16 protein-coding genes and 4 tRNA genes are annotated in these 20,897 nt (G+C 59.8%); 5 read left to right on the top strand and 15 right to left on the bottom strand.

The genetic code is table 11. The annotated features are described in order from the left end of the window. Positions 1 to 139: 139 nt before the first annotated feature. Both leuD and leuC read right to left on the bottom strand, forming a co-directional pair. Positions 140 to 784 carry a 3-isopropylmalate dehydratase small subunit gene (leuD, locus tag M5G26_RS20955; protein ID WP_007913445.1) on the bottom strand — a complete coding sequence of 215 codons (645 nt, stop codon included), beginning with the start codon at positions 782 to 784 and terminating at the stop codon, positions 140 to 142. 11 nt (positions 785 to 795) lie between these two features. After that, complete coding sequence (leuC, locus tag M5G26_RS20950; protein ID WP_016984527.1) at positions 796 to 2,214, bottom strand: 3-isopropylmalate dehydratase large subunit; 1,419 nt, start codon at positions 2,212 to 2,214, stop codon at positions 796 to 798. 140 nt (positions 2,215 to 2,354) lie between these two features. Between leuC and M5G26_RS20945 the strand changes: the two genes are divergently transcribed. From M5G26_RS20945 to M5G26_RS20935, 3 genes are all read left to right on the top strand, one after another. Then, positions 2,355 to 3,239 carry a LysR family transcriptional regulator gene (locus tag M5G26_RS20945; protein ID WP_038363629.1) on the top strand — a complete coding sequence of 295 codons (885 nt, stop codon included), beginning with the start codon at positions 2,355 to 2,357 and terminating at the stop codon, positions 3,237 to 3,239. 74 nt (positions 3,240 to 3,313) lie between these two features. Next, entirely contained in the window at positions 3,314 to 6,592 is a 3,279-nt protein-coding gene (locus M5G26_RS20940) for a sensor domain-containing protein (protein WP_273916367.1), read from the top strand. A gap of 94 nt (positions 6,593 to 6,686) precedes the next feature. Further along, positions 6,687 to 8,378, top strand: a complete 1,692-nt coding sequence (locus M5G26_RS20935) for a molecular chaperone HscC (protein ID WP_273916366.1) — start codon at positions 6,687 to 6,689, stop codon at positions 8,376 to 8,378. Here M5G26_RS20935 and M5G26_RS20930 read toward each other — a convergent pair. The 13 genes from M5G26_RS20930 to gltX form a co-directional block, all read right to left on the bottom strand. Then, positions 8,375 to 11,077, bottom strand: coding sequence for a J domain-containing protein (locus M5G26_RS20930; protein ID WP_273916365.1), 2,703 nt, complete (start codon positions 11,075 to 11,077; stop codon positions 8,375 to 8,377). The genes M5G26_RS20935 and M5G26_RS20930 overlap by 4 nt on opposite strands. Then, complete coding sequence (locus M5G26_RS20925; protein ID WP_134174319.1) at positions 11,074 to 11,769, bottom strand: DUF1266 domain-containing protein; 696 nt, start codon at positions 11,767 to 11,769, stop codon at positions 11,074 to 11,076. Before M5G26_RS20925 ends, M5G26_RS20930 begins: the two co-directional genes overlap by 4 nt. Before the next feature lie 188 nt (positions 11,770 to 11,957). After that, positions 11,958 to 12,404 carry an Hsp20 family protein gene (locus M5G26_RS20920; RefSeq protein WP_134174321.1) on the bottom strand — a complete coding sequence of 149 codons (447 nt, stop codon included), beginning with the start codon at positions 12,402 to 12,404 and terminating at the stop codon, positions 11,958 to 11,960. 122 nt (positions 12,405 to 12,526) lie between these two features. Further along, positions 12,527 to 13,486: a tRNA dihydrouridine synthase gene (locus tag M5G26_RS20915; RefSeq protein WP_116031011.1), complete on the bottom strand. Its 960-nt coding sequence runs from the start codon at positions 13,484 to 13,486 to the stop codon at positions 12,527 to 12,529. 37 nt (positions 13,487 to 13,523) lie between these two features. Then, positions 13,524 to 13,661 (bottom strand): hypothetical protein, encoded by a 138-nt coding sequence (locus tag M5G26_RS20910; protein WP_273916364.1) that lies wholly within the window; start codon positions 13,659 to 13,661, stop codon positions 13,524 to 13,526. Positions 13,662 to 13,698: 37 nt separating this feature from the next. Beyond that, entirely contained in the window at positions 13,699 to 14,136 is a 438-nt protein-coding gene (locus tag M5G26_RS20905; protein WP_273916363.1) for an acyl-CoA thioesterase, read from the bottom strand. 45 nt (positions 14,137 to 14,181) lie between these two features. Further along, a complete protein-coding gene (locus M5G26_RS20900; RefSeq protein WP_273916362.1) occupies positions 14,182 to 15,015 on the bottom strand; it encodes an alpha/beta fold hydrolase in 834 nt (277 codons plus the stop codon). Positions 15,016 to 15,045: 30 nt separating this feature from the next. Then, positions 15,046 to 15,585 (bottom strand): TetR/AcrR family transcriptional regulator, encoded by a 540-nt coding sequence (locus M5G26_RS20895; RefSeq protein ID WP_150694501.1) that lies wholly within the window; start codon positions 15,583 to 15,585, stop codon positions 15,046 to 15,048. Between the two features lie 182 nt (positions 15,586 to 15,767). Beyond that, positions 15,768 to 15,843: transfer RNA gene (locus tag M5G26_RS20890), tRNA-Glu, on the bottom strand. 80 nt (positions 15,844 to 15,923) lie between these two features. Further along, positions 15,924 to 15,999: transfer RNA gene (locus M5G26_RS20885), tRNA-Ala, on the bottom strand. A 53-nt stretch (positions 16,000 to 16,052) separates the two neighbouring features. Continuing rightward, a tRNA-Glu gene (locus M5G26_RS20880) sits at positions 16,053 to 16,128 on the bottom strand. Positions 16,129 to 16,207: 79 nt separating this feature from the next. Continuing rightward, positions 16,208 to 16,283 (bottom strand) — tRNA-Ala (locus tag M5G26_RS20875). 258 nt (positions 16,284 to 16,541) lie between these two features. Continuing rightward, on the bottom strand, positions 16,542 to 18,023 hold the full coding sequence (gltX, locus tag M5G26_RS20870) for a glutamate--tRNA ligase (protein ID WP_016983544.1): 1,482 nt from the start codon (positions 18,021 to 18,023) through the stop codon (positions 16,542 to 16,544). Between the two features lie 228 nt (positions 18,024 to 18,251). On the opposite strand from gltX, the gene M5G26_RS20865 reads away from it, so the two are divergent. Beyond that, positions 18,252 to 19,301, top strand: coding sequence for an HlyD family secretion protein (locus M5G26_RS20865; RefSeq protein WP_134174327.1), 1,050 nt, complete (start codon positions 18,252 to 18,254; stop codon positions 19,299 to 19,301). 49 nt (positions 19,302 to 19,350) lie between these two features. After that, on the top strand, positions 19,351 to 20,841 hold the full coding sequence (locus M5G26_RS20860; protein ID WP_175555719.1) for an MDR family MFS transporter: 1,491 nt from the start codon (positions 19,351 to 19,353) through the stop codon (positions 20,839 to 20,841). The last annotated feature ends 56 nt before the right edge of the window (positions 20,842 to 20,897 follow it).

The raw sequence follows: 20,897 nt of genomic DNA, 5'->3' as shown, positions 1-20,897 counted from the left end.
ATCCTTCTGGCTTTAGCTTTGTATCGCCTGGACTACCGTCTTCGCGAGCAGGCTCGCTCCCACAGGGTAATGCGTTCCAAATGTGGGAGCTGGCTTGCCAGCGAAGGGGCCGGCCCTGACTACATCAATCTCGAATCAATCACGCGTCGCGAAACAACCACGGCTGGCTCACCCGGTGTTTGGCCTCAAACGTGGCAATCGCATCGCCGTCCTGCAAGGTCAAACCGATATCGTCCAGACCGTTCAACAAGCAATGCTTGCGGAACGCATCGATCTCAAAGCTGTACACCTTGCCATCCGGACGCGTCACGGTCTGCGCCTGCAGATCGACCTGCAATTGATAGCCCGGCTCGGCCTCGACCTGTTTGAACAACTCATCAACCTCAGCATCGCTCAAGATGATCGGCAGCAAGCCGTTCTTGAAGCTGTTGTTGAAGAAGATGTCGGCGTAGCTCGGCGCGATGATGCTGCGGAAACCGTATTCTTCCAGGGCCCACGGCGCGTGTTCACGGCTGGAGCCGCAACCGAAGTTCTCGCGGGCGAGCAATACGCTGGCGCCTTGATAACGCTCGGCGTTGAGGACGAAATCCTTGTTCAACGGGCGCTTGGAGTTGTCCTGATACGGCTGGCCGACATCGAGGTAGCGCCACTCGTCGAACAGGTTCGGGCCGAAACCGGTGCGCTTGATCGACTTCAAAAACTGCTTCGGAATGATCTGGTCAGTGTCGACGTTGGCACGATCCAAAGGCGCGACAAGACCAGTGTGCTGGGTAAAAGCTTTCATGCTGCGCTCCTTTAAATCAATTCACGAACGTCGATGAACCGACCGTTCACCGCTGCCGCAGCCGCCATGGCCGGGCTGACGAGGTGGGTACGGCCACCGGCGCCCTGACGGCCTTCGAAGTTACGGTTGGAGGTCGAGGCGCAATGCTCGCCGGACTCCAACCGGTCCGGGTTCATCGCCAGGCACATCGAGCAACCCGGCTCACGCCATTCGAAACCGGCTTCGAGGAAAATCTTGTCGAGACCTTCGGCCTCAGCCTGAGCCTTCACCAGACCCGAGCCCGGCACCACGATCGCCTGCTTGATGGTCGAAGCGACTTTGCGGCCCTTGGCAATCACTGCCGCAGCGCGCAAATCTTCGATCCGCGAGTTGGTGCAGGAACCGATGAACACGCGATCCAGCTGAATGTCGGTGATCGCCTGATTGGCAGTCAAACCCATGTATTTCAAGGCGCGGACGATCGAGTCGCGTTTGACCAGATCCATCTCTTTGGCCGGGTCCGGCACGTTCTGATCAACGGCCAAAACCATTTCCGGGGAAGTACCCCAACTGACTTGCGGCTTGATCTGCGCAGCGTCGAGTTCAACCACGGTATCGAACTTGGCGTCGGCGTCGGAAACCAGATCTTTCCAGGCTTCGACAGCCATGTCCCATTCCGCACCTTTCGGGGCGAATGGACGGCCCTTCACATAGTCGACGGTCTTCTGATCCGCTGCCACCAAGCCAACGCGGGCGCCGGCTTCGATGGACATGTTGCAAATGGTCATGCGGCCTTCAACGGACAAGTCGCGGATCGCGCTGCCGGCGAACTCGATGGCATGGCCGTTACCGCCGGCGGTGCCAATCTTGCCGATCACCGCAAGAACGATGTCCTTGGCGGTCACGCCGAACGGCAATTGCCCTTCAACGCGCACCAGCATGTTTTTCATTTTCTTCGCGACCAGGCACTGGGTGGCGAGCACGTGCTCGACCTCGGAAGTGCCAATACCGTGAGCCAGAGCGCCGAACGCGCCGTGGGTCGAGGTGTGCGAGTCGCCGCAGACCACGGTCATGCCCGGCAAGGTCGCGCCCTGCTCCGGGCTGATCACGTGGACGATGCCTTGGCGCACGTCGTTCATCTTGAACTCGACGATGCCGTATTCGTCACAGTTGTCATCGAGGGTCTGAACCTGCAAACGCGAGACCTGATCGGCAATCGCTTCGATGCCGCCCTTGCGCTCCGGGGTGGTCGGTACGTTGTGGTCCGGGGTCGCGATGTTGGCATCGATGCGCCATGGCTTGCGCCCGGCCAGACGCAGGCCTTCGAAAGCTTGCGGCGAGGTCACTTCGTGAATGATGTGACGATCGATATAGATCAGCGCCGAGCCATCGTCGCGCTGCTTGACCAAATGCGAATCCCAGAGCTTGTCGTAGAGCGTTTTGCCGGCCATCAGACGGTTCCTCATCAGCTTGTTTCTATGCCCTGGGCTTATCAATAACCCTTTGGCTTGTGAGGCCGATCCTATGGGGTTAGATTAAATAACTCAAATTCATATTTTTTATGCTTTGGATAACCAACTGGAATACGAACATGGATCTGGCCAACCTCAACGCTTTTATCGCGATTGCCGAGACCGGCAGCTTCTCTGGCGCTGGCGAACGGCTGCACCTGACGCAGCCGGCGATCAGCAAACGCATCGCCGGGCTGGAGCAGCAATTGAAGGTGCGCCTGTTCGATCGACTGGGCCGTGAAGTCGGTCTGACCGAGGCTGGCCGCGCCCTGCTGCCCCGGGCTTATCAGATTCTCAACGTGCTGGATGACACTCGCCGCGCGCTGACCAACCTGACCGGTGAAGTCAGCGGTCGCCTGACGCTGGCCACCAGTCACCACATCGGTTTGCACCGTTTGCCGCCGCTATTGCGGGAATTCACCCGTCGTTACCCACAGGTGGCGCTGGATATTCAGTTCCTTGATTCGGAAGTGGCCTACGAAGAAATTCTCCATGGCCGCGCCGAACTGGCGGTCATCACCCTGGCGCCTGAGCCACACACACTGGTCAAAGCCACACCGGTGTGGGATGACCCGCTGGATTTTGTGGTCGCCCCGGAGCACTCGCTGATCAATAACGGTGCCGTCAGCCTGGCGGACATTGCCGGTCATCCGGCGGTTTTTCCCGGTGGAAACACCTTCACGCACCACATTGTCCAACGTTTATTCGAGGCTCAGGGCCTGACGCCGAACATCGCCATGAGCACCAACTATCTGGAAACCATCAAGATGATGGTCTCGATCGGTCTGGCCTGGAGCGTTTTGCCGCGCACCATGCTCGACGAGCAGGTGGCAAGCATCGTATTGCCGGGCATACAGCTCAGTCGCCAGCTAGGCTATATCCTGCACACTGAACGGACGCTCTCGAATGCGGCAAGAGCCTTTATGGCCTTACTGGATGCACAAATCGATCTGCCAGGGACTTGAGGCCAACTTGTGCTACTCCTATAGAGCCGCTACCCCTGTGCCTAACGCCACCATCAGCTCAAGGCCTGTCCACAATGCCGAAATCTGTTGACCGAATTCCGCCGATGCCGCGTATCCAGGCGATTGACCCGCGTCATTCCGAGCAGAGCTGGGAGAGTGCGCCGCAATTGCTGGCGGCGCTCAACGGCGCACGGCTCGGCGCCTGGTATTGGGACATCGAGCGCGGGCAGATCAGTTGGTCGCGTGGTACGCAGGCATTGTTCGGCTTCGATCCTCGGCAACCGCTGCCGGCGGACCTCGAATACCTCGACTTGCTCCCACCGGAAGACCGCGCGAAAACCGTTCGTGCCTTACACGCGGTAATTGCCGGCGCGCCATTGGAACAAGCGATGCACCACCGCATCCGCTGGCCTGACGGCAGCCTGCACTGGCTTGAGATCAGCGGCAGCCTGCTGCCGGATAAAAACGGCCGCCCCCGAATGATCGGGGTGATTCGTGAAATCACCCACCAGCGCCAACGCGAACAGGCACTGAGCAGCTCGGAGAAGCGTTTCGCGACACTTTTTCACCTGTGCCCGAACATGGTCCTGCTGACCCGTCAGGAAGACGGCCTGATCAGCGAGGCTAATCAGTATTTTGAAAGCCTGTTTGGCTGGCCGGTGCAGAGCGCCATTGGTCGTACCACTCTAGAGCTGGGGTTGTGGGTGCATCCGGAGCAACGCGGCGAACTGGTCAAGAAGACCAAGGCCAAGGGCGAACTGATCAGCATGGAAGTGCAATTTCGCGCCAGCAACGGGCAGATTCACGACGGCATTCTCAGTGCGCAGAAAGTCGAACTCGAGGGCCAGCCGTATCTGCTCAGCACGTTCCTCGACACCACCGAACGCAAAGCCGCCGAACACGCTTTGAAGGACAGCCAGGAACGCCTCGATCTGGCACTGGACTCGGCACAGCTCGGCACGTGGGACTGGCACATCCCCAGCGGCATGCTCTACGGCTCGGCCCGGGCCGCGCAATTGCACGGGCTCGAACCGATACCGTTTCATGAATCGTTTGAAGAGTTTTTTGAGGGCGTACCCGGCGAAGAGCGCGACAGCATGCGCGACGCCTACCGCAGCCTGCGCGAAGGCCCGGCGGGCAATTATCAGCTGACCTATCGCGTGCAACTGCCGGACGGCAGTTCGCGCTATCTGGAAAGCCGCGCCCGCCTCTACCGTGACGACAATGGCGCGCCGCTGCGCATGGCGGGCACCTTGCTCGACATCACTGATCAGGTCGAGCGCGAGCAACGGCTGGTGGCCTCGGAAGAGAAATTCGCCACGCTGTTCCAGGTCAGCCCGGACCCGATCTGCGTCACCCGCCAGGACAGTGGCGAGTTCATCGAAATCAATAACAGCTTTACCCAGACCTTCGGCTGGAGCGCCGCCGACGTGATTGGCCACACCGCCGAAGAAATCGGTTTGTGGGATGCCTCGGCGAAAAGCCTGCAACGCATTGAAAGGGTGATTCGCGAACAGGGTTTGAGCAATGTCGCGATCATCGTCCAGCACAAGGACGGCCAGTCGCTGACCTGTGTGATTTCCAGCCGGCAGATCAGCGTCGGCGATCAGCCCTGCATCGTCACCACCCTGCGCGACATTACCCAGCAGCAGCGCTCGGAAGCGGCGCTGAAAGCCAGTGAAGAGAAATTCGCCAAGGCGTTCCACTCCAGCCCCGACGCGATCACCATCACCGAACGCGACACCGGGCGTTATCTGGAGGTCAACGACGGCTTCTGCCGTCTCACTGGCTATCGCGCCGAAGAGGTCGTAGGCAAAACCGTGTATCAGGTGGGTATCTGGGCCGAGGAAAAACAACGTTCGGCATTACTCGCCGAGTTGCAGATCAAGGGCCGCGTACACCATCAGGAAATGCTCGGGCGCAACAAACGCGGGGAAATGCTGACGGTGGAGGTCTCGGTCGAGCCGATCACCCTCAATGAAACCGCGTGCCTGCTGCTGACCGCCCGAGACGTCAGCCTGCTGAAAAACGCCGAAGCGCAAATCCGTCACCTCGCCTACCACGACCCGCTGACCAACCTGCCCAACCGCGCCTTGCTGATGGATCGCCTGAGCCAGCAGATCGCCCTGCTCAAGCGCCACAACCTGCGCGGTGCCTTGTTGTTTCTCGATCTCGATCACTTCAAGCACATCAACGACTCCCTCGGCCATCCGGTCGGGGATACGGTACTGAAGATCATCACCGCGCGGCTCGAAGCCAGTGTGCGCATGGAAGATACGGTCGCACGCCTCGGCGGCGACGAATTTGTCGTGCTGCTCAGCGGTCTCGAAGGCTCGCGCAATGAAGTCAGCACGCAAGTGCGCAATCTGGCCGACACCCTGCGCGAATTGCTCTCGGAACCGATGTTTCTCGACGGCCAGCGCCTGCAAGTGACGCCGAGCATCGGCGTGGCGCTGATACCCGATCATGGCTCAACGCCGACCGACCTGCTCAAACGCGCCGACATTGCTCTGTACCGAGCCAAGGATTCCGGGCGCAATACCACGCAGATGTATCACAACACCATGCAGAAAGCCGCCAGCGAGCGGCTGCGCATGGAGACCGACCTGCGTCTGGCGCTGTCGCGCGGTGAATTCAACGTGCACTTTCAGCCGCAGGTCGATGCCCGCGACAACCGCATCATCGGCGCCGAAGCCCTGGTGCGCTGGAATCACCCGGAGCTGGGCGCGCAGTCACCCACCGAGTTCATCAAAGTGCTGGAGGACAGCGGCCTGATTCTCGAAGTCGGCACCTGGATCCTCGACGAAGCCTGCAATGCTTTCAAACAACTGATTGCGCTGAAACTGGTCGACCCGCTGAATTTCAGCCTGTGCGTGAACATCAGTCCACGGCAGTTTCGCCAGAACGACTTCGTCGAACGCATCGAGCACAGCATGAGCAGCCATGGCCTGCCCTGCTCGCTGCTGAAACTGGAAATCACCGAAGGCATCGTCATCCAGAACCTTGAAGACACCATCAGCAAAATGCGCCGCCTGAAAAAGCTTGGCGTGAGCTTCGCCATGGATGACTTCGGCACCGGTTATTCGTCGCTGACTTACCTCAAGCGGCTGCCGGTGGACACGCTGAAAATCGATCAGTCGTTTATTCGCGATGCGACCACTGACCCCAACGATGCCGAGATCATTCGCGCGATTGTCGCCATGGCGCGCAGCCTTGAGCTGGAGGTGATTGCCGAAGGCGTGGAAACCCCCGAGCAGCTGGCGTTCCTGCAAGGTTTGGGCTGCCATTTGTATCAGGGTTATCTGCACAGTCGACCGCTACCACTGGAGGGCCTGAAAAAGCTGCTGCCTTGACCTACGCTGCCGCGCAGGTTGTAACAGGCACGTAATTGCCATGGTTGGCGGCAACCTGTAGGGTCGCGTTTTTTGCGCCGTTTCGAGATCTGTCATGCAGGATGCAACCCTCCCCCGCCCGGCTCTGCTGGGCATCGACCTTGGCACCACCAACAGTCTGATCGCCGTCTGGCAGGACGGTCAGGCCCGACTGATTCCCAACGCTTTGGGCGATGTGCTGACACCCTCGGTGATCAGCCTCGATGAAGACGACACGATTCTGGTCGGCAAAGCCGCCCGCGCCCGTCTGACCACGCACCCGGAGCGCAGCGCTGCAGCGTTCAAGCGTTTCATGGGCAGCGATAAACAAGTCCAGCTCGGTGCACGTCAGTTCAGTCCGGAAGAGTTGTCGGCGCTGGTGCTCGGCTCACTCAAGCAGGACGCCGAAGCCTTTCTCGGCCACCCGGTGTCGGAAGCGGTGATTTCCGTTCCGGCGTATTTCAGCGACGAACAACGCAAACGCACGCTGTTTGCCGCTGAACTGGCCGGGCTCTCGGTGACGCGTCTGATCAACGAACCGACCGCCGCCGCCATGGCTTACGGACTGCATGAGCAGAAGTTCGAACGCACGCTGATCTTCGATCTTGGCGGCGGTACGTTCGACGTCACGGTGCTGGAATACGCTTTGCCGCTGATCGAAGTGCACGCCTCCACGGGCGACAATTTTCTCGGCGGCGAAGACTTCACCGCCGCCCTGCTGCAGGCCTGCCTGAAACACTGGCAACTGACCCCGGCCATGGTCGATGCGCAAAGCATGGCCAGCCTCGGTGATGCCCTTGAGCAGCTCAAATGCAAACTCGGCGAAGGCACTCAACACCTGAGCTGGCGCCACGCCGACAAAACCTTCGAATGGTCACTGGACGAAGCCGCCGCAGTAAAGATCTGGGAACCGTTGCTGGCGCGTTTGCGCGCGCCGATCGAACAAGCGCTGCGCGATGCCCGACTCAAGCCCCGCGACCTCGACAGCCTGGTGCTGGTCGGCGGCGCCACGCGCATGCCGGCGGTGCAGCAAATGGTCGCCACGCTGTTCGGGCGCCTGCCTTACCGGCATCTTGATCCGGATACCATTGTTGCGTTGGGAGCGGCGACGCAAGCGGCGTGCAAGGCGCGCGACGGTGCGGTTGAAGAGTTGATTCTGACGGATGTCTGCCCGTATACGCTGGGGATTGCGACCATGCGTGGCGAAGACATCAAAGGTGCCTTCTCGCCCATCATCGAACGTAACACCATCATTCCGACGTCAAGGGTGGAGCGCTATTACACCACCCAGCCTAAGCAATCGCTGCTGCGCATCGCGGTCTATCAGGGTGAGCGGCCGTGGGTGTGCGACAACATTCTGATTGATGCTTTCGATGTCACGTTGACGCCTACTCAACACATCCAGGAACTGGACGTGCGCTTCAGCTATGACATCAACGGTTTGCTCGAAGTCGACGTCACCCTGCTCGAAACCGGCGAGCGCCACAGTCACAGCATCGACCGCAGCCCCACGGGTCTGGATGAGCAAGCGCGCCGCGACAGCCATAACCGGCTGTCGACGCTGAAGGTCCATCCACGCGATGCACTGCCCAACCGCACGTTGCTCGCCCGTCTGGAGCGAGCATGGATGCAAAGCCTCGGCACGCAACGCGAGCACATTGCCGAATGGCTGCACAACTTCACCACCGTGCTCAGCGGCCAGCAACCCTCGGAAATTGCCAGCCATCGCTCAGAGCTGAACAAGGCGCTGGATCAACTGCGCCTCTAGCCGTTGAGTCGCCGCAAGGCAGCCTGCAAGCCGCCGGACAGCATTTCGGAATCGCCGCTGTCCGGCGGCACACCATAGCGGTTGGGCAACTTGTCACCGGGAAAGCCGAACAGCAGCAACGGCAGGAATGGCAGAACCGGCGTCAGCGCCATGAAGATCAGCAACGTCGGAATGCCCCGGCCCATGTCGTGCAATCGACGCAGAATGGCGCCGAACACCAGCAGCACGCCCAATAACAGGATAAGAATGCCAGCGCCCGTAGTGCCACTGATCAGCCCTGCCACCGGCGCAATCACCACACACCCCAAGACCTGAGCGATAAAAGCCTTGCGCCCCAACCGCGAGCCGAGACGCCAGATCGCTGTCGCCGGTACCGGCTGCACATCGCTTTTCGCTAGCAGTAATCGTTCCGACCAGGACAATATCGCGCAAAGGGCCAGGCGCAACCCGACACTGTTCTGCACATCGTCCTTGCCCTGTTGCAGTTGGCGCAGGACGCGCGTTTTCGGCACCCCGGCAGCGCCATAGCGAATCAAGCCCTTGAGCGCATCCAGCGCTTCATACGCCAGCAGTTTGTCGACACCAAAATCGGTCAGCACTTTGCGCGGCGGCCACACCGGTTCGCCTTTGATCAAACCATCGCGGAAGCCATCGAACCAATCGTCTTCACAACCGACCGCCGCGATCGATTGCAACAATGCGCGATGCTGCTCGGCACTCAGGCTCGGGTCGTGATAGAGCACGCCCCAGAACATCATCAAACCCAGCAAATCGTCGCCACAGGCAGCACGATCGCTTTCAAGGCAGGTGTAAAGCAGGGTATTGGCCGGTAACCGCGTGCTGTCGAGTGCCTGCTGTACGCTGAACAATTGCTGCACCAACAAGCCATGTACCGGGTCATTGCCTTGCAGCCATCCGAGCAAACCATCACAACTGCCTTGCTCACGCTGCAAGCGCCGCAACAAAGGTTGCAGGCGACTCAAGGGATGGGCCGGATTGAAAGGCAGGCGCTCCACGCACTGCCCATCAATCATTTGCAGCCAGCGTTCGGGCTGGTCCAGCAATGCCAGCAAAAACAGGGTCTGAGCATGCCATTCCCAAGTGGCCTCCCCCAGCCCGACCGGTGGCAACTGAATCCCGCGACGGCTCAACTGCAGAATCAAATCGAGTTCGGACAAGTCGCAATCATCTTTGACCGCGGCCAGCTTGAACGCGTCTGCCAGTCTTTCCAGCGCAGCGTCGCTGTAAGGCCGCAAGCGGCGCAACCATAGACGACAGACCTTGTGCGGCTCGCCTTGCGTCAGTACCTGCGGCAAGGGCCGCGCACTTGAATCCGCGTCACTGAAAGCGCCCATGGCCAGTGCAATCGGCGCCCTGCCCAGCCAGCGCAGGTGTTGCTCAGCCTGATATTTGAACCCGCTCATCACCAGGCTTTCGAGGGCATCGATCGGCAGCGGTGCATCCACGATCTGCTGCAACAACGCCGCATCACCGCGATGCAGCGCCCAGGCGTGGCGATACAGATGCAGCAATCGGCTGTCGGCATTTTCGCCGAGCAATTGCGCGAGCAATGGCAGCTCATCACCGCTCATGCGCCAATCGACAAAACTTTGCGCAAGGCTCTCAAGCTTCAGCCGCCCGACACCCAGCCAGCGGTTCAGCGTCTCGGGGTGTTGTGACGGACAGCCATACACCTGGGCGTCATCGCCAAGATCCTCTGGCCAGTCAGAGACGCCCTGCAGGCGATCGAACGCCTGAATCAGCAGCGGCAGAAAAGTCGGCTGGCGCTTGGCACACAGCTCCAGCAGACGACTTTCCGCCATCGGATGGCGATGCTCGTTCCACAGCCGGATCCAGCACGGCAATGCCTGATCGTCCCGCCCCAGCAGACTGTTCTGGCACGCCAACAGGTAAAGCCAGTCGACATCATCCGGTGCGGCAAGCTGCTGTTCGATACAGCACTGCAAAAACGTCGGCGCGCCAATACCTGCCTGAGTGAACTGCACCAACAGACGCTTGAGAAACGCGGCATCATCCGGCAACGGCAGACAGGTGTGCTGACTGGCGAAGTCGGCGAACTCCTGCAGTGGGCGCTGGTTGAAGATGAAGTCGAGGCTACGGGCGTACCACAGCGATTCAGTCTGGGCTGCCTCTGACCATGTGCTCATCAGATCCGTATCAAACGGGTCCGGCGTTTCGATTCGCTGGAGAAAGAACCCCACCTGATGCGCGTCGTCGAAGCCCAGATCCAGCAACTGTTGATTCCAGGCCATACGCTTGGCCAACAGATTCGCGCAGCGGTACGACAACGGACCGGCGTCGGCCATCCGGTGGTACAGCGGCCAGCTGAGCTCATCGAGCACGTCCAGCGACAGCTCATCCAGCCCTCGGACAAAGGCCTGCCACGCGGCGAAATTGAACCGGCGCGCGGGATCATCCAGCAGCTCGCAGAACTCCCCGAACACCGGAGGGACCTCAACGACAGTCTGTTCTGAGGCTTGGGACTCGTACTCGTCCTCGGGCTCTTCTTCCTCGTCTTCACGCGCCAGACGCAGGGCGTTTTCGTAGGCCATGCGCAGCGCCTGGAAGCCTTGCGGGTCAGTCTCCGGGTGATGCGCTGGCAAGCGTGCGCGGTAGGCGTTGCGAATCAGGGTTTCGTCGTTAGTAGGCTCGATGCCCAGGCGGATCCAGCAACTCATGACCAGTCGAACTCCTTGAGCGATGCCGGACGTGGCGGCAGATCAATTTCCATGTGCCACGGCAAATCAGCTAGAAACTGAGGGATGTTCGCCGCGAGGCCACGGGCAATCCGCACGTTAAGGGCGCTGGCGCCTTGTCGATCGAGTTCGCGCGCCAGCTCATCGTCGCTGGCGCTGAGGCACGACCAAAAGGTCCGGCCCACCACAAAACCGTCGAAGTAAGCCATCCAGCTACCGTAGTGAAATTGCGCTCTGAGGGCCAAACGACTGTGCAGCCAGTTGCTTTCGTCCAGGTCGACCCACTGATTGCGCACCGCACAGCGCAAGAGAAAACCCATGCGGCCATAGTCCCAGGACAAAATCCCGCCCGGCCCGCAACTGCCGAACGTGCGACTGGCAAACTCATGCAGGATGCGTTCGCGGGGACTCAGGTCGTCGAGCAAGGCCTGCCATTCACTCGGCAGACAGCGCTGCCACGCCAGATAGGCCGCGCTGAGGTGCTTGGCATGGCCGTCGTCGGTCATCCGTTCGAGCATGTCGAACAGTTGCCCACGGTCGTCGATACCCCAACTGTCTTTCAGGTCGATGTAGCGATCGTCGCAGAACGCGGGGTCATCGTAGCTGGCGCCGGTATTGATCGCCGCCATGGGTGCAGACAGGGCGCACAGCCAGCGCTGTTGAATCTCGTCCATGAAAAAAGGCTCCAGGCCGACCGGTGAGGAATGGGGGTCGGCAAAACTGCGGCGGATTGTAGAGAAACCACCGCCAGCGGCAAAGTCGCACAGCGCTTTTCTTGCGCGCACAAAAAAGGCCCCGACGTATCGGGGCCTTCATTCAGCGGCTCATCGCCTGTTCAGACGATTGTGTTGCGGCACATGACTCAGTGCTGCAACGCCGGCGTCTGCGTCCCGTTGATCGGGATGCGTTTGGCTTTCGCTTCTTCCGGGATCACTCGCAACAGGTCGATGCTCAGCAGACCGTTTTTCAGATCCGCAGCCTTGATCTCGATGTGATCGGCCAGACGGAAGGACAGCTTGAAAGCACGTTGGGCGATGCCCTGATGCAGGAAGGTCACGCCTTCGTTGGCATCACGCTTGCCACCACTGATGGTCAGCACACCTTTTTCGACTTGCAGTTCCAGGTCTTCTTCCTGGAAACCGGCGGCGGCAACGACGATACGGTACTGATCATCACCGTGTTTTTCGACGTTGTAAGGTGGGTAGCTGCTGCCTGGCTCGTTGCGCAGGGCGGTTTCGAACAGGTCGTTGAAACGGTCGAAACCTACCGAGGAACGGAACAGTGGCGCGAGGGAAAATGCAGTACTCATGGTTCAAATCTCCTGAAAACAATCAGCAAGGTTTTTTGACTCCGCGACCCGAATTCGGCATCGCGTAACCCTTAGATAGGGACCGCTGAAATGATTTCAAGAGATTATTTGCAGATTTTTTTTCAGGCCGCTTCGGCGACCGGCAAACCAAGCAGACGCGAGACGTGATCCGGCTCCGTCTCACGGCGCAGCACGGTGAACAGCTCGGTAGCCTCGGGATAATTGCGCGTCAGCATGGCCAGCCATTGCTTCAAACGGCCCGGCGATTGGCGTGCAGTCATCTGCGCTTTGGCTTGCAACCAGAAGTCCTGGATCAGCGGCATCAGCTCGGCCCACGTCATCTCGACGACTTCTTCACCTGCGCGGGCGGCAGCGATCTGTTTGGCCAGATCCGGGCGCGACACCAGACCGCGACCGAGCATGATGTCTTCGACGCCACTGATTTCGCGGCAACGCCGCCAGTCTTCGACGCTCCAGATATCGCCGTTGGCGAACACCGGGACTTTGACCACGTCCTGCACGCGCGGGATCCACTCCCAGTGTGCGGGCGGTTTGTAGCCGTCCATTTTCGTACGGGCGTGAACCACAATGTGCTCGGCGCCGCCCTCAGCCAATGCGGTGGCGCAGACCAGCGAACCGTCGGGACTGTCGAAGCCCAGGCGCATTTTCGCGGTGACGGGAATGTGCGCGGGTACGGCGCGGCGCACGTGCTCGACGATCTGGTTAAGCAATTCCGGCTCTTTGAGCAGCACGGCGCCGCCCCGGGATTTGTTCACAGTCTTGGCCGGGCAGCCGAAGTTGAGGTCGATCACTTCGGAGCCGAGTTCGCAGGCCAGTGCAGCGTTTTCCGCCAGGCATACAGGATCGGAGCCGAGCAATTGCACGCGCAATGGCACGCCGGATGCGGTACGCGCGCCATTGAGCAGCTCAGGGCCGAACTTGTGAAAGTAGGCTGGAGTGAGCAACTGGTCGTTGACGCGAATGAATTCGGTCACGCACCAATCGATGCCGCCAACGCGGGTCAGCACGTCGCGGAGAATGTCGTCGACCAACCCCTCCATGGGCGCCAGAGCAATTTGCATGGGGAAAACACTACTTATGGAAAAAACGTGCGGCAGTTTACTGGATATCGCGCAAATCCGCAGATCCCTTGTAGGAGCTGCCGAAGGCTGCGATCTTTTGATCTTGATCTTGATCTTGATCTTGATCTTGATCTTGATCTTGATCTTGATCTTGATCTGCAAACAGCAAAATCAAAAGATCGCAGCCTTCGGCAGCGCCTACAGGGATCGGGTCAGGCTAGTGCCAGGATCGCCGGTCCGTAGCCCTCGACGAACTCGATCGGCATGCGCTTTGGCTTGCCCGTGGACAGCTCGATACAGACAAACGTGGTCTGCGCACGCAACAGCGTGGTGTTGTCGCTCGGGCGCTTGAGCTGGAAATGCCGGGTCATTTTCAGGCGCTGATCCCAATCGACGATCCACGTCGCCAATTGCAGTTCGTCGCCTTCATAGGCTGCAGCGAGATAATCGATCTCGTGGCGCACTACAGCCATCGCCCGATCCAGTCGGCGATATTCGACCAGATCCAGGCCCAGACGCTGCGAATGGCGCCAGGCGCAACGCTCGAGCCAGGTGACGTACACCGCGTTGTTCGCGTGGCCCAGCCCGTCGATGTCCTCGGCGCCTACTTGCAGGTCAATGGTAAACGGCGTTGCCCGATCCCAGCCCATGCCCCACTCCCGGTCAATGATTCAACCGGGGCAGTGTAACGGAGCTCACGCCGATTGGCGCGCCTGAAGGCTGCGGCCAGCCAGCAGTGATAACACGCCATCAATCACCCGAGGGTCGGCCAGCACGCGCTGGTGGCCGCCGCCTTCAAGGCGCAACAGGCGACTGTCGAACCAGGACTCGTGGATCAGTTGCGACTCCTTGACCGAGACGAAGTTGTCGTCCTCGGCGTGCACGATCAGGCCGGGCATATCCAGTTGATAGTGGGCAACGTCGAGGGTGGCGGCGCGCATGCCAACGTCTTGCTCGACTTGGCGGATGAAAGCGGAGCGGGCCCGGGGCGGCATGCCAACGTAGCGGGCAAACCCGCGCAGTACGCCGAGGATTCGAGCCGGCGCGGCGATGCTGACGAGGGTTTCGGTGCGCAAGCCCAATTGCACGGCGAGCATGGCGCTGGCGCCGCCCATGGAATGACCGATGACCGCTTGCAATGGTGGCAGCTCGGCAGCCGCTTCGAGCATCGCCCGGGCGAACAACACGACATTGGCTTCACGCCCGGGCGAACGCCCGTGGGCCGGGCCATCCAGGGCAACAACGGTATAACCGGCCTCGACTAGCGCGGTGATCAGGGCAGCGAATTGGGTTGGTCGCCCTTCCCAGCCGTGCATCAGCAGCACGGTCGGGCCTTGGCCCCAGCGCAGCGCCGAGAGACCGAAGCGCAAAGTGATCCGCTCGGAACTTGCCAGCAGCGGCAACTCCCAATCGCGCAGTGGCAGCGTGCGCGGCGTCATGAACGCCAGGCGCATTTTGCTCGCAACCCGTTTCGGTGCAATCCAGCCCAAGGTGCCATTAACGCCACGAATCCACTTCAACGTGTTCATCGCTCTCTCCTCAGGCGTGTTGCCTTCAGGTCAACGCACCGCCGACTTGGCAGCGCGCAGCAATCGATCGGATAAATCTCCCGGGCCCAGCGCCCTTGCCAGCGCCAGACCACCCACCATCAAGGCCACGTCGGCCAGGGCTTTATCGGTGTCCTCAGGGCTGGACGCCAACTGAGCAATCATCAACTCCAAGTGTTCGTTCAGCGCGGTGCGGAACGATTCCGGCAAACGACCCAACTCGCCAATCGAAGCTGGAATCGGGCACGCGGCATCGCTGGAATCACGGTGCTTGCGCGACAGGTAGAACGCTGCGACCAAGGCGCGGCGCTCTTCACCAGTCAATTCGGTATCCATGTCGGCAATCAGGTCGCGGCGGCGACCGAGCAATTGCTTGAACGCTTCGAGCATCATTGCGTCCTTGCTTTCGAAGTGCGCATAGAAGCCACCGACGGTGAGGCCGGCTGCGCCCATCACTTCGCCCACGCTAGGGTCCGCCGGGCCGCGCTGAATCAGTGCAGCGCTGGCAGCCTTGAGGATGCGTTCGCGGGTTTGAGCTTTTTTATCGTTCATCGTTGCCTCCGAATATTACGACTAGAATATTATTCGCATAATAATATTCTGCAAGTCAAGGATATGACCGCTGGTCTGAAGCACAGTGTAAGGAAAAAGGAGAATTGGCCAAACGCCAGACAAACAAAAGGGCCATTCAATAATTGAATGACCCTTATAAAATCCCGCAGAGCGGGTAATCGTGGCGTCCCCTAGGGGACTCGAACCCCTGTTACCGCCGTGAAAGGGCGGTGTCCTAGGCCACTAGACGAAGGGGACACAAACCTTCTATACAACTGATCAGCGCTGAGAACTGATCGATTCAAGGCCGGTGTGGCCAGACCTTGAACGTGTAAAATTGGTGGAGCTTAGCGGGATCGAACCGCTGACCTCCTGCATGCCATGCAGGCGCTCTCCCAGCTGAGCTAAAGCCCCGGATTTTTCGCCTCGCGGCGGAGCGACATCTTGCAACATCGCTTCTGTAAAACTGGCGTCCCCTAGGGGACTCGAACCCCTGTTACCGCCGTGAAAGGGCGGTGTCCTAGGCCACTAGACGAAGGGGACGCAAACCCTTCTATACAACTGATCAACACTGAGTGTTGATCGCTTCGGAGCCGGTGTGGCCAGGCTTCGAAGTGTAAATTGGTGGAGCTAAACGGGATCGAACCGTTGACCTCCTGCATGCCATGCAGGCGCTCTCCCAGCTGAGCTATAGCCCCTCATCGTTGATGTCATCGCTGAGGACGGGGCGAATCTTAAGGGCGTATCGAAAGCCTGTCAAACTTATTTTTGAAATTTTTCAAAGTTTTTCGTCGGCATAACAATCACTTACCGCCCTCCTCCCGAAAATCCGGGACTTGGGATAAAGCATGCCCCCTGTAGGAGCTGCCGCAGGCTGCGATCTTTTGACGTTGCCGTTTAAAGATCAAGATCAAAAGATCGCAGCCTTCGGCAGCTCCTACAGGGGGGTTAAGCTATCAGGCGATCGCGCCCAGCAGCTTTTCCCACTCTTTGTTTTCTTTCTTCGACACGCCGCCCAGCAGGTCGATCGCCTGACGCAGACGATAACGGGTCAGGTCCGGGCCAATGATTTCCATGGCATCGAGCACCGACACCGAACTCGCCTGCCCGGTGATCGCAGCGAACATCAGCGGCATCGCATCGCGCAATTTCAACTCCAGCGATTCAACCACCGCCTGAATCGTCGCGGTGATGTTGTCCTTTTCCCACTGACGCAGGCTTTCCAGTTTCCACAGGATCAACTGCATCAGTTGACGAACCTGATCACCCGAAAGCTTCTTCGACTCGAACAGCTTGGCGTCCGGATTGACGCCACCGGCAAAGAAGAAGCCGCCCAGCGGTGCAACCTGGCTGAAGGTTTCAACGCGGCCCTGCACCAGCGGCGCGATCTTCATCATGTATTCCGGGTTCAGCGCCCAGGTCTGCAAGCGACTGGCGAACTCTTCCACCGGCAGATCACGCAGCCACTGGCCGTTGAGCCACGACAGTTTCTCGATATCGAAGATCGGCCCGCCCAGCGAGACACGCTTGAGGTCGAAGTTGTCGACCATTTCCTGCAGCGAGAACTTCTCGCGCTCGTCCGGCATCGACCAGCCCATGCGACCGAGGTAGTTGAGCATCGCTTCTGGCATGAAGCCCATGCGCTCGTAGAACGTTACCGAGGTCGGGTTCTTGCGCTTGGACAGCTTGCTCTTGTCCGGGTTACGCAGCAGCGGCATGTAGCACAGCTCTGGTTGCTCCCAGCCGAAGTATTCGTACAGCAGAATCAGTTTCGGCGCCGATGGCAGCCACTCTTCGCCACGCAGCACGTGGGTGATGCCCATCAGGTGATCGTCGACAACGTTGGCGAGGAAGTACGTCGGCAGGCCGTCGGTCTTCATCAGCACTTGCATGTCCATGCGATCCCACGGGATCTCGACATCGCCACGCAGCATGTCCGGCACCACGCAAACGCCTTCGCTCGGCACTTTCATGCGGATCACGTGCGGTTCGCCAGCAGCCAGACGGGCCGCGACTTCTTCCTTCGACAGCAGCAATGCGCGACCGTCGTAGCGCGGAGTTTCGCCGCGAGCCATTTGCTCGGCGCGCATCTGATCGAGTTCTTCAGCGGTGCAGAAGCATGGGAACGCGTGGCCCATGTCGACCAGTTGCTGGCAGTACTTCTGGTAGATGTCGCCGCGCTCGCTCTGCCGGTACGGGCCGTGCGGGCCGCCGACGTCCGGGCCTTCGCTCCAGTCGATACCCAGCCAGCGCAGGGCGTCGAAGATCTGCTGTTCGGACTCGCGGGTCGAACGCAACTGATCGGTGTCTTCGATCCGCAGGATGAACTCACCGCCATGCTGCTTGGCAAAGCAGTAGTTGAACAATGCGATGTAAGCGGTACCTACGTGGGGGTCCCCGGTAGGCGATGGCGCGATGCGAGTGCGGACGGTGGTCATGGCATGTCTCGAAAAGAATGAAAAGCAAAACAATCAAGCGGCGAATGGTAACAGGCGACACCCGCCCCGCTCCAGCGGGCAGGGCATTTAAGCCAAGTTTGCGTCTGGAACGCCGGTAAGCCGTGGTGAATGGGCAAATATCAGCGGATGGCATTTACCGTTTATCGGCTGTATGCCAGATTCGCCTGCTGATAACTTTCCTTACAATTCCTCGACTACAGTTTGCCCATGCCTGCCCAACTCAAGCGTCGCCTGTTGATTTTCCTGCTGCTCGTCCTGTTGATTGCCGGGGGCTTTTTCGCCCATTGGTTTTTCAAGGGCCGCTTTTATGAAAGCACTGACAACGCTTATGTCCAGGGCGAAATCACCCGTGTGTCGAGCCAACTGAGCGCGCGCATCGATGAAGTACTGGTGCAGGACAATCAGCACGTCGAAAAAGGCCAGTTGCTGGTGCGCCTGGAACCGAATGATTTCCGCTTGGCCATCGACCGCGCCAACGCCGCCCTCGCCACCCGCGAAGCCGAGCGCCTGCAAGCGCAAAGCAAACTCACCCAGCAATCGAGCCTGATCGCTGCCAGCGATGCGCAAGTGGCGACCACCCAAGCGACGCTCGGCCGCTCGCAGATGGACTTGTCGCGAGCAGAAACCCTGCGCAAACCCGGTTACGTTTCCGAAGAGCGCGTGACCACCCTCTCCGCCGACGCCCATATTGCTCGTTCGCAAGTGGCCAAGGCGCAGGCCGATGCGCAAGGCCAGCGCCAGCAGGTCAACGCCTTGAACGCGGAAATCAAACGCCTCGACGCACAGATCGCCAACGCCCGCGCCGATCTGGCGCAAGCCGAACTCAACCTGACCCGCAGTGAAATCCATGCACCGATCAGCGGTCTGGTCGGCCAACGCGCCGCCCGTAACGGCCAAGTGGTGCAGGCTGGCGCCTACCTGCTGTCGATCGTCCCGGATGAGGACATCTGGGTGCAGGCCAACTTCAAGGAAACCCAGATCGGCCGCATGCAACCCGGGCAGAAAGCCGAGCTGACCTTCGACGCCTACGGCGACACACCGATCGAAGCGCGGGTCGACAGTCTGTTCGCGGCCTCAGGCGCGCAGTTCAGCCTGTTGCCGCCGGACAACGCCACCGGCAACTTCACCAAAGTCGTGCAACGCATTCCGGTGAAACTGACCTTCAAGGCCGACAACCCGCTGCACGGCAAGATCCGCCCGGGCATGTCCGTCACCGCCACCGTGAACATCAAAGACGCCCCGGACAATGGCCGGTGATTCGCTGATCCGCCCGGTCGGCGAACCGACCCGGCGCGATTGGATTGCGGTGATGAGCGTGATGCTCGGCGCCTTTATGGCCGTGCTCGACATCCAGATCACCAACTCTTCTTTGAAGGATATTCAGGGCGCCTTGTCGGCGACGCTGGAAGAAGGCTCGTGGATTTCCACCTCGTATCTGGTCGCGGAAATCATCATGATTCCGCTGACCGCGTGGCTGGTGCAGCTGCTCTCGGCGCGGCGCCTGGCGGTGTGGGTGTCGCTGGGCTTTCTGGTTTCATCGCTGCTGTGCTCGATGGCCTGGAGCCTGGAGAGCATGATCGTTTTCCGCGCCATGCAGGGCTTCACCGGCGGCGCGCTGATTCCGCTGGCGTTCACCCTGACCCTGATCAAACTCCCCGAACACCACCGCGCCAAAGGCATGGCGATGTTTGCCATGACCGCGACGTTCGCGCCGTCGATCGGCCCGACGCTGGGCGGCTGGCTCACGGAAAACTGGGGTTGGGAATACATTTTCTACATCAACATTCCACCCGGGCTGATCATGATCGCCGGCCTGATGTACGGACTGGAGAAGAAAGAAGCGCACTGGGAACTGCTGAAAAGCACCGACTACACCGGCATTCTCACGTTAGGGATTGGCTTGGGTTGTTTGCAGGTGTTTCTTGAAGAAGGCCATCGCAAGGACTGGCTCGAATCGAGCCTGATCGTGACGCTGGGCAGCATTGCGCTGGTAAGTCTGATCACCTTTGTGATCGTGCAGATCTCCAAACCCAATCCGTTGATCAACCTTGGCATTCTGCGTAATCGCAACTTCGGCTTATCGAGTATTTCCAGCCTGGGCATGGGGGTCGGGTTGTACGGTTCGATCTATTTGTTGCCGCTGTACCTGGCGCAGATCCAGAACTACAACGCCCTGCAGATCGGTGAAGTGATCATGTGGATGGGCGTGCCGCAGCTGTTCCTGATTCCGCTGGTACCGAAGCTGATGAAGTTTGTCTCGCCGAAATGGCTGTGCACCATCGGCTTCGGGTTGTTCGGGCTGGCGAGTTTTTCGTCCGGGGTGCTCAACCCGGATTTCGCCGGGCCGCAGTTCAATCAGATTCAGATCATTCGCGCGCTAGGGCAGCCGTTGATCATGGTGACCATTTCGCTGATCGCTACGGCGTACATTCTGCCGCAGGACGCTGGGTCGGCGTCGAGTCTGTTCAATATTCTGCGTAACCTCGGCGGTGCGATCGGCATTGCCCTGCTGGCGACGCTGCTGGATGCGCGCACCAAGACTTACTTCGATTATTTGCGTGAGGCGGTGGTGCCGACCAATCCGCAGGTGGCCGAGCGACTGGCGTCGATGACCGATCGATTTGGCAGTGATACGGCGGCGTTGGGCAAGCTGAGTGAGATCGTCCATCAGCAGGCGGCGATCATGGCGTACAACGATGCGTTTCACTTTGTCGGGATTGCGCTGGGGATCAGTATGTTGGCGATTCTACTGACCAAGAAATTGCCACAAGGGTTGAAGGCTGGGGAATCCCACTGATATTTGCTGTGCCTAGTCTGGCCCCATCGCTGGCAAGCCAGCTCCCACAGGTTTCT

The sequence above is a fragment of the Pseudomonas sp. TNT2022 ID642 genome (genome assembly GCF_028656995.1).
Taxonomy (GTDB): Bacteria; Pseudomonadota; Gammaproteobacteria; order Pseudomonadales; family Pseudomonadaceae; genus Aquipseudomonas.
This window is presented reverse-complemented; position numbering and strand designations above follow the sequence as displayed.

Excerpts from the sequence above, each read along its gene's own strand:
- leuD (WP_007913445.1), bottom strand. The coding sequence starts at position 784 with ATGAAAGCTTTTACCCAGCACACTGGTCTTGTCGCGCCTTTGGATCGT.
- leuC (WP_016984527.1), bottom strand. The coding sequence starts at position 2,214 with ATGGCCGGCAAAACGCTCTACGACAAGCTCTGGGATTCGCATTTGGTC.
- M5G26_RS20945 (WP_038363629.1), top strand. The coding sequence starts at position 2,355 with ATGGATCTGGCCAACCTCAACGCTTTTATCGCGATTGCCGAGACCGGC.
- M5G26_RS20940 (WP_273916367.1), top strand. The coding sequence starts at position 3,314 with ATGCCGAAATCTGTTGACCGAATTCCGCCGATGCCGCGTATCCAGGCG.
- M5G26_RS20935 (WP_273916366.1), top strand. The coding sequence starts at position 6,687 with ATGCAGGATGCAACCCTCCCCCGCCCGGCTCTGCTGGGCATCGACCTT.
- M5G26_RS20930 (WP_273916365.1), bottom strand. The coding sequence starts at position 11,077 with ATGAGTTGCTGGATCCGCCTGGGCATCGAGCCTACTAACGACGAAACC.
- M5G26_RS20925 (WP_134174319.1), bottom strand. The coding sequence starts at position 11,769 with ATGGACGAGATTCAACAGCGCTGGCTGTGCGCCCTGTCTGCACCCATG.
- M5G26_RS20920 (WP_134174321.1), bottom strand. The coding sequence starts at position 12,404 with ATGAGTACTGCATTTTCCCTCGCGCCACTGTTCCGTTCCTCGGTAGGT.
- M5G26_RS20915 (WP_116031011.1), bottom strand. The coding sequence starts at position 13,486 with ATGCAAATTGCTCTGGCGCCCATGGAGGGGTTGGTCGACGACATTCTC.
- M5G26_RS20905 (WP_273916363.1), bottom strand. The coding sequence starts at position 14,136 with ATGGGCTGGGATCGGGCAACGCCGTTTACCATTGACCTGCAAGTAGGC.
- M5G26_RS20900 (WP_273916362.1), bottom strand. The coding sequence starts at position 15,015 with ATGAACACGTTGAAGTGGATTCGTGGCGTTAATGGCACCTTGGGCTGG.
- M5G26_RS20895 (WP_150694501.1), bottom strand. The coding sequence starts at position 15,585 with ATGAACGATAAAAAAGCTCAAACCCGCGAACGCATCCTCAAGGCTGCC.
- gltX (WP_016983544.1), bottom strand. The coding sequence starts at position 18,023 with ATGACCACCGTCCGCACTCGCATCGCGCCATCGCCTACCGGGGACCCC.
- M5G26_RS20865 (WP_134174327.1), top strand. The coding sequence starts at position 18,252 with ATGCCTGCCCAACTCAAGCGTCGCCTGTTGATTTTCCTGCTGCTCGTC.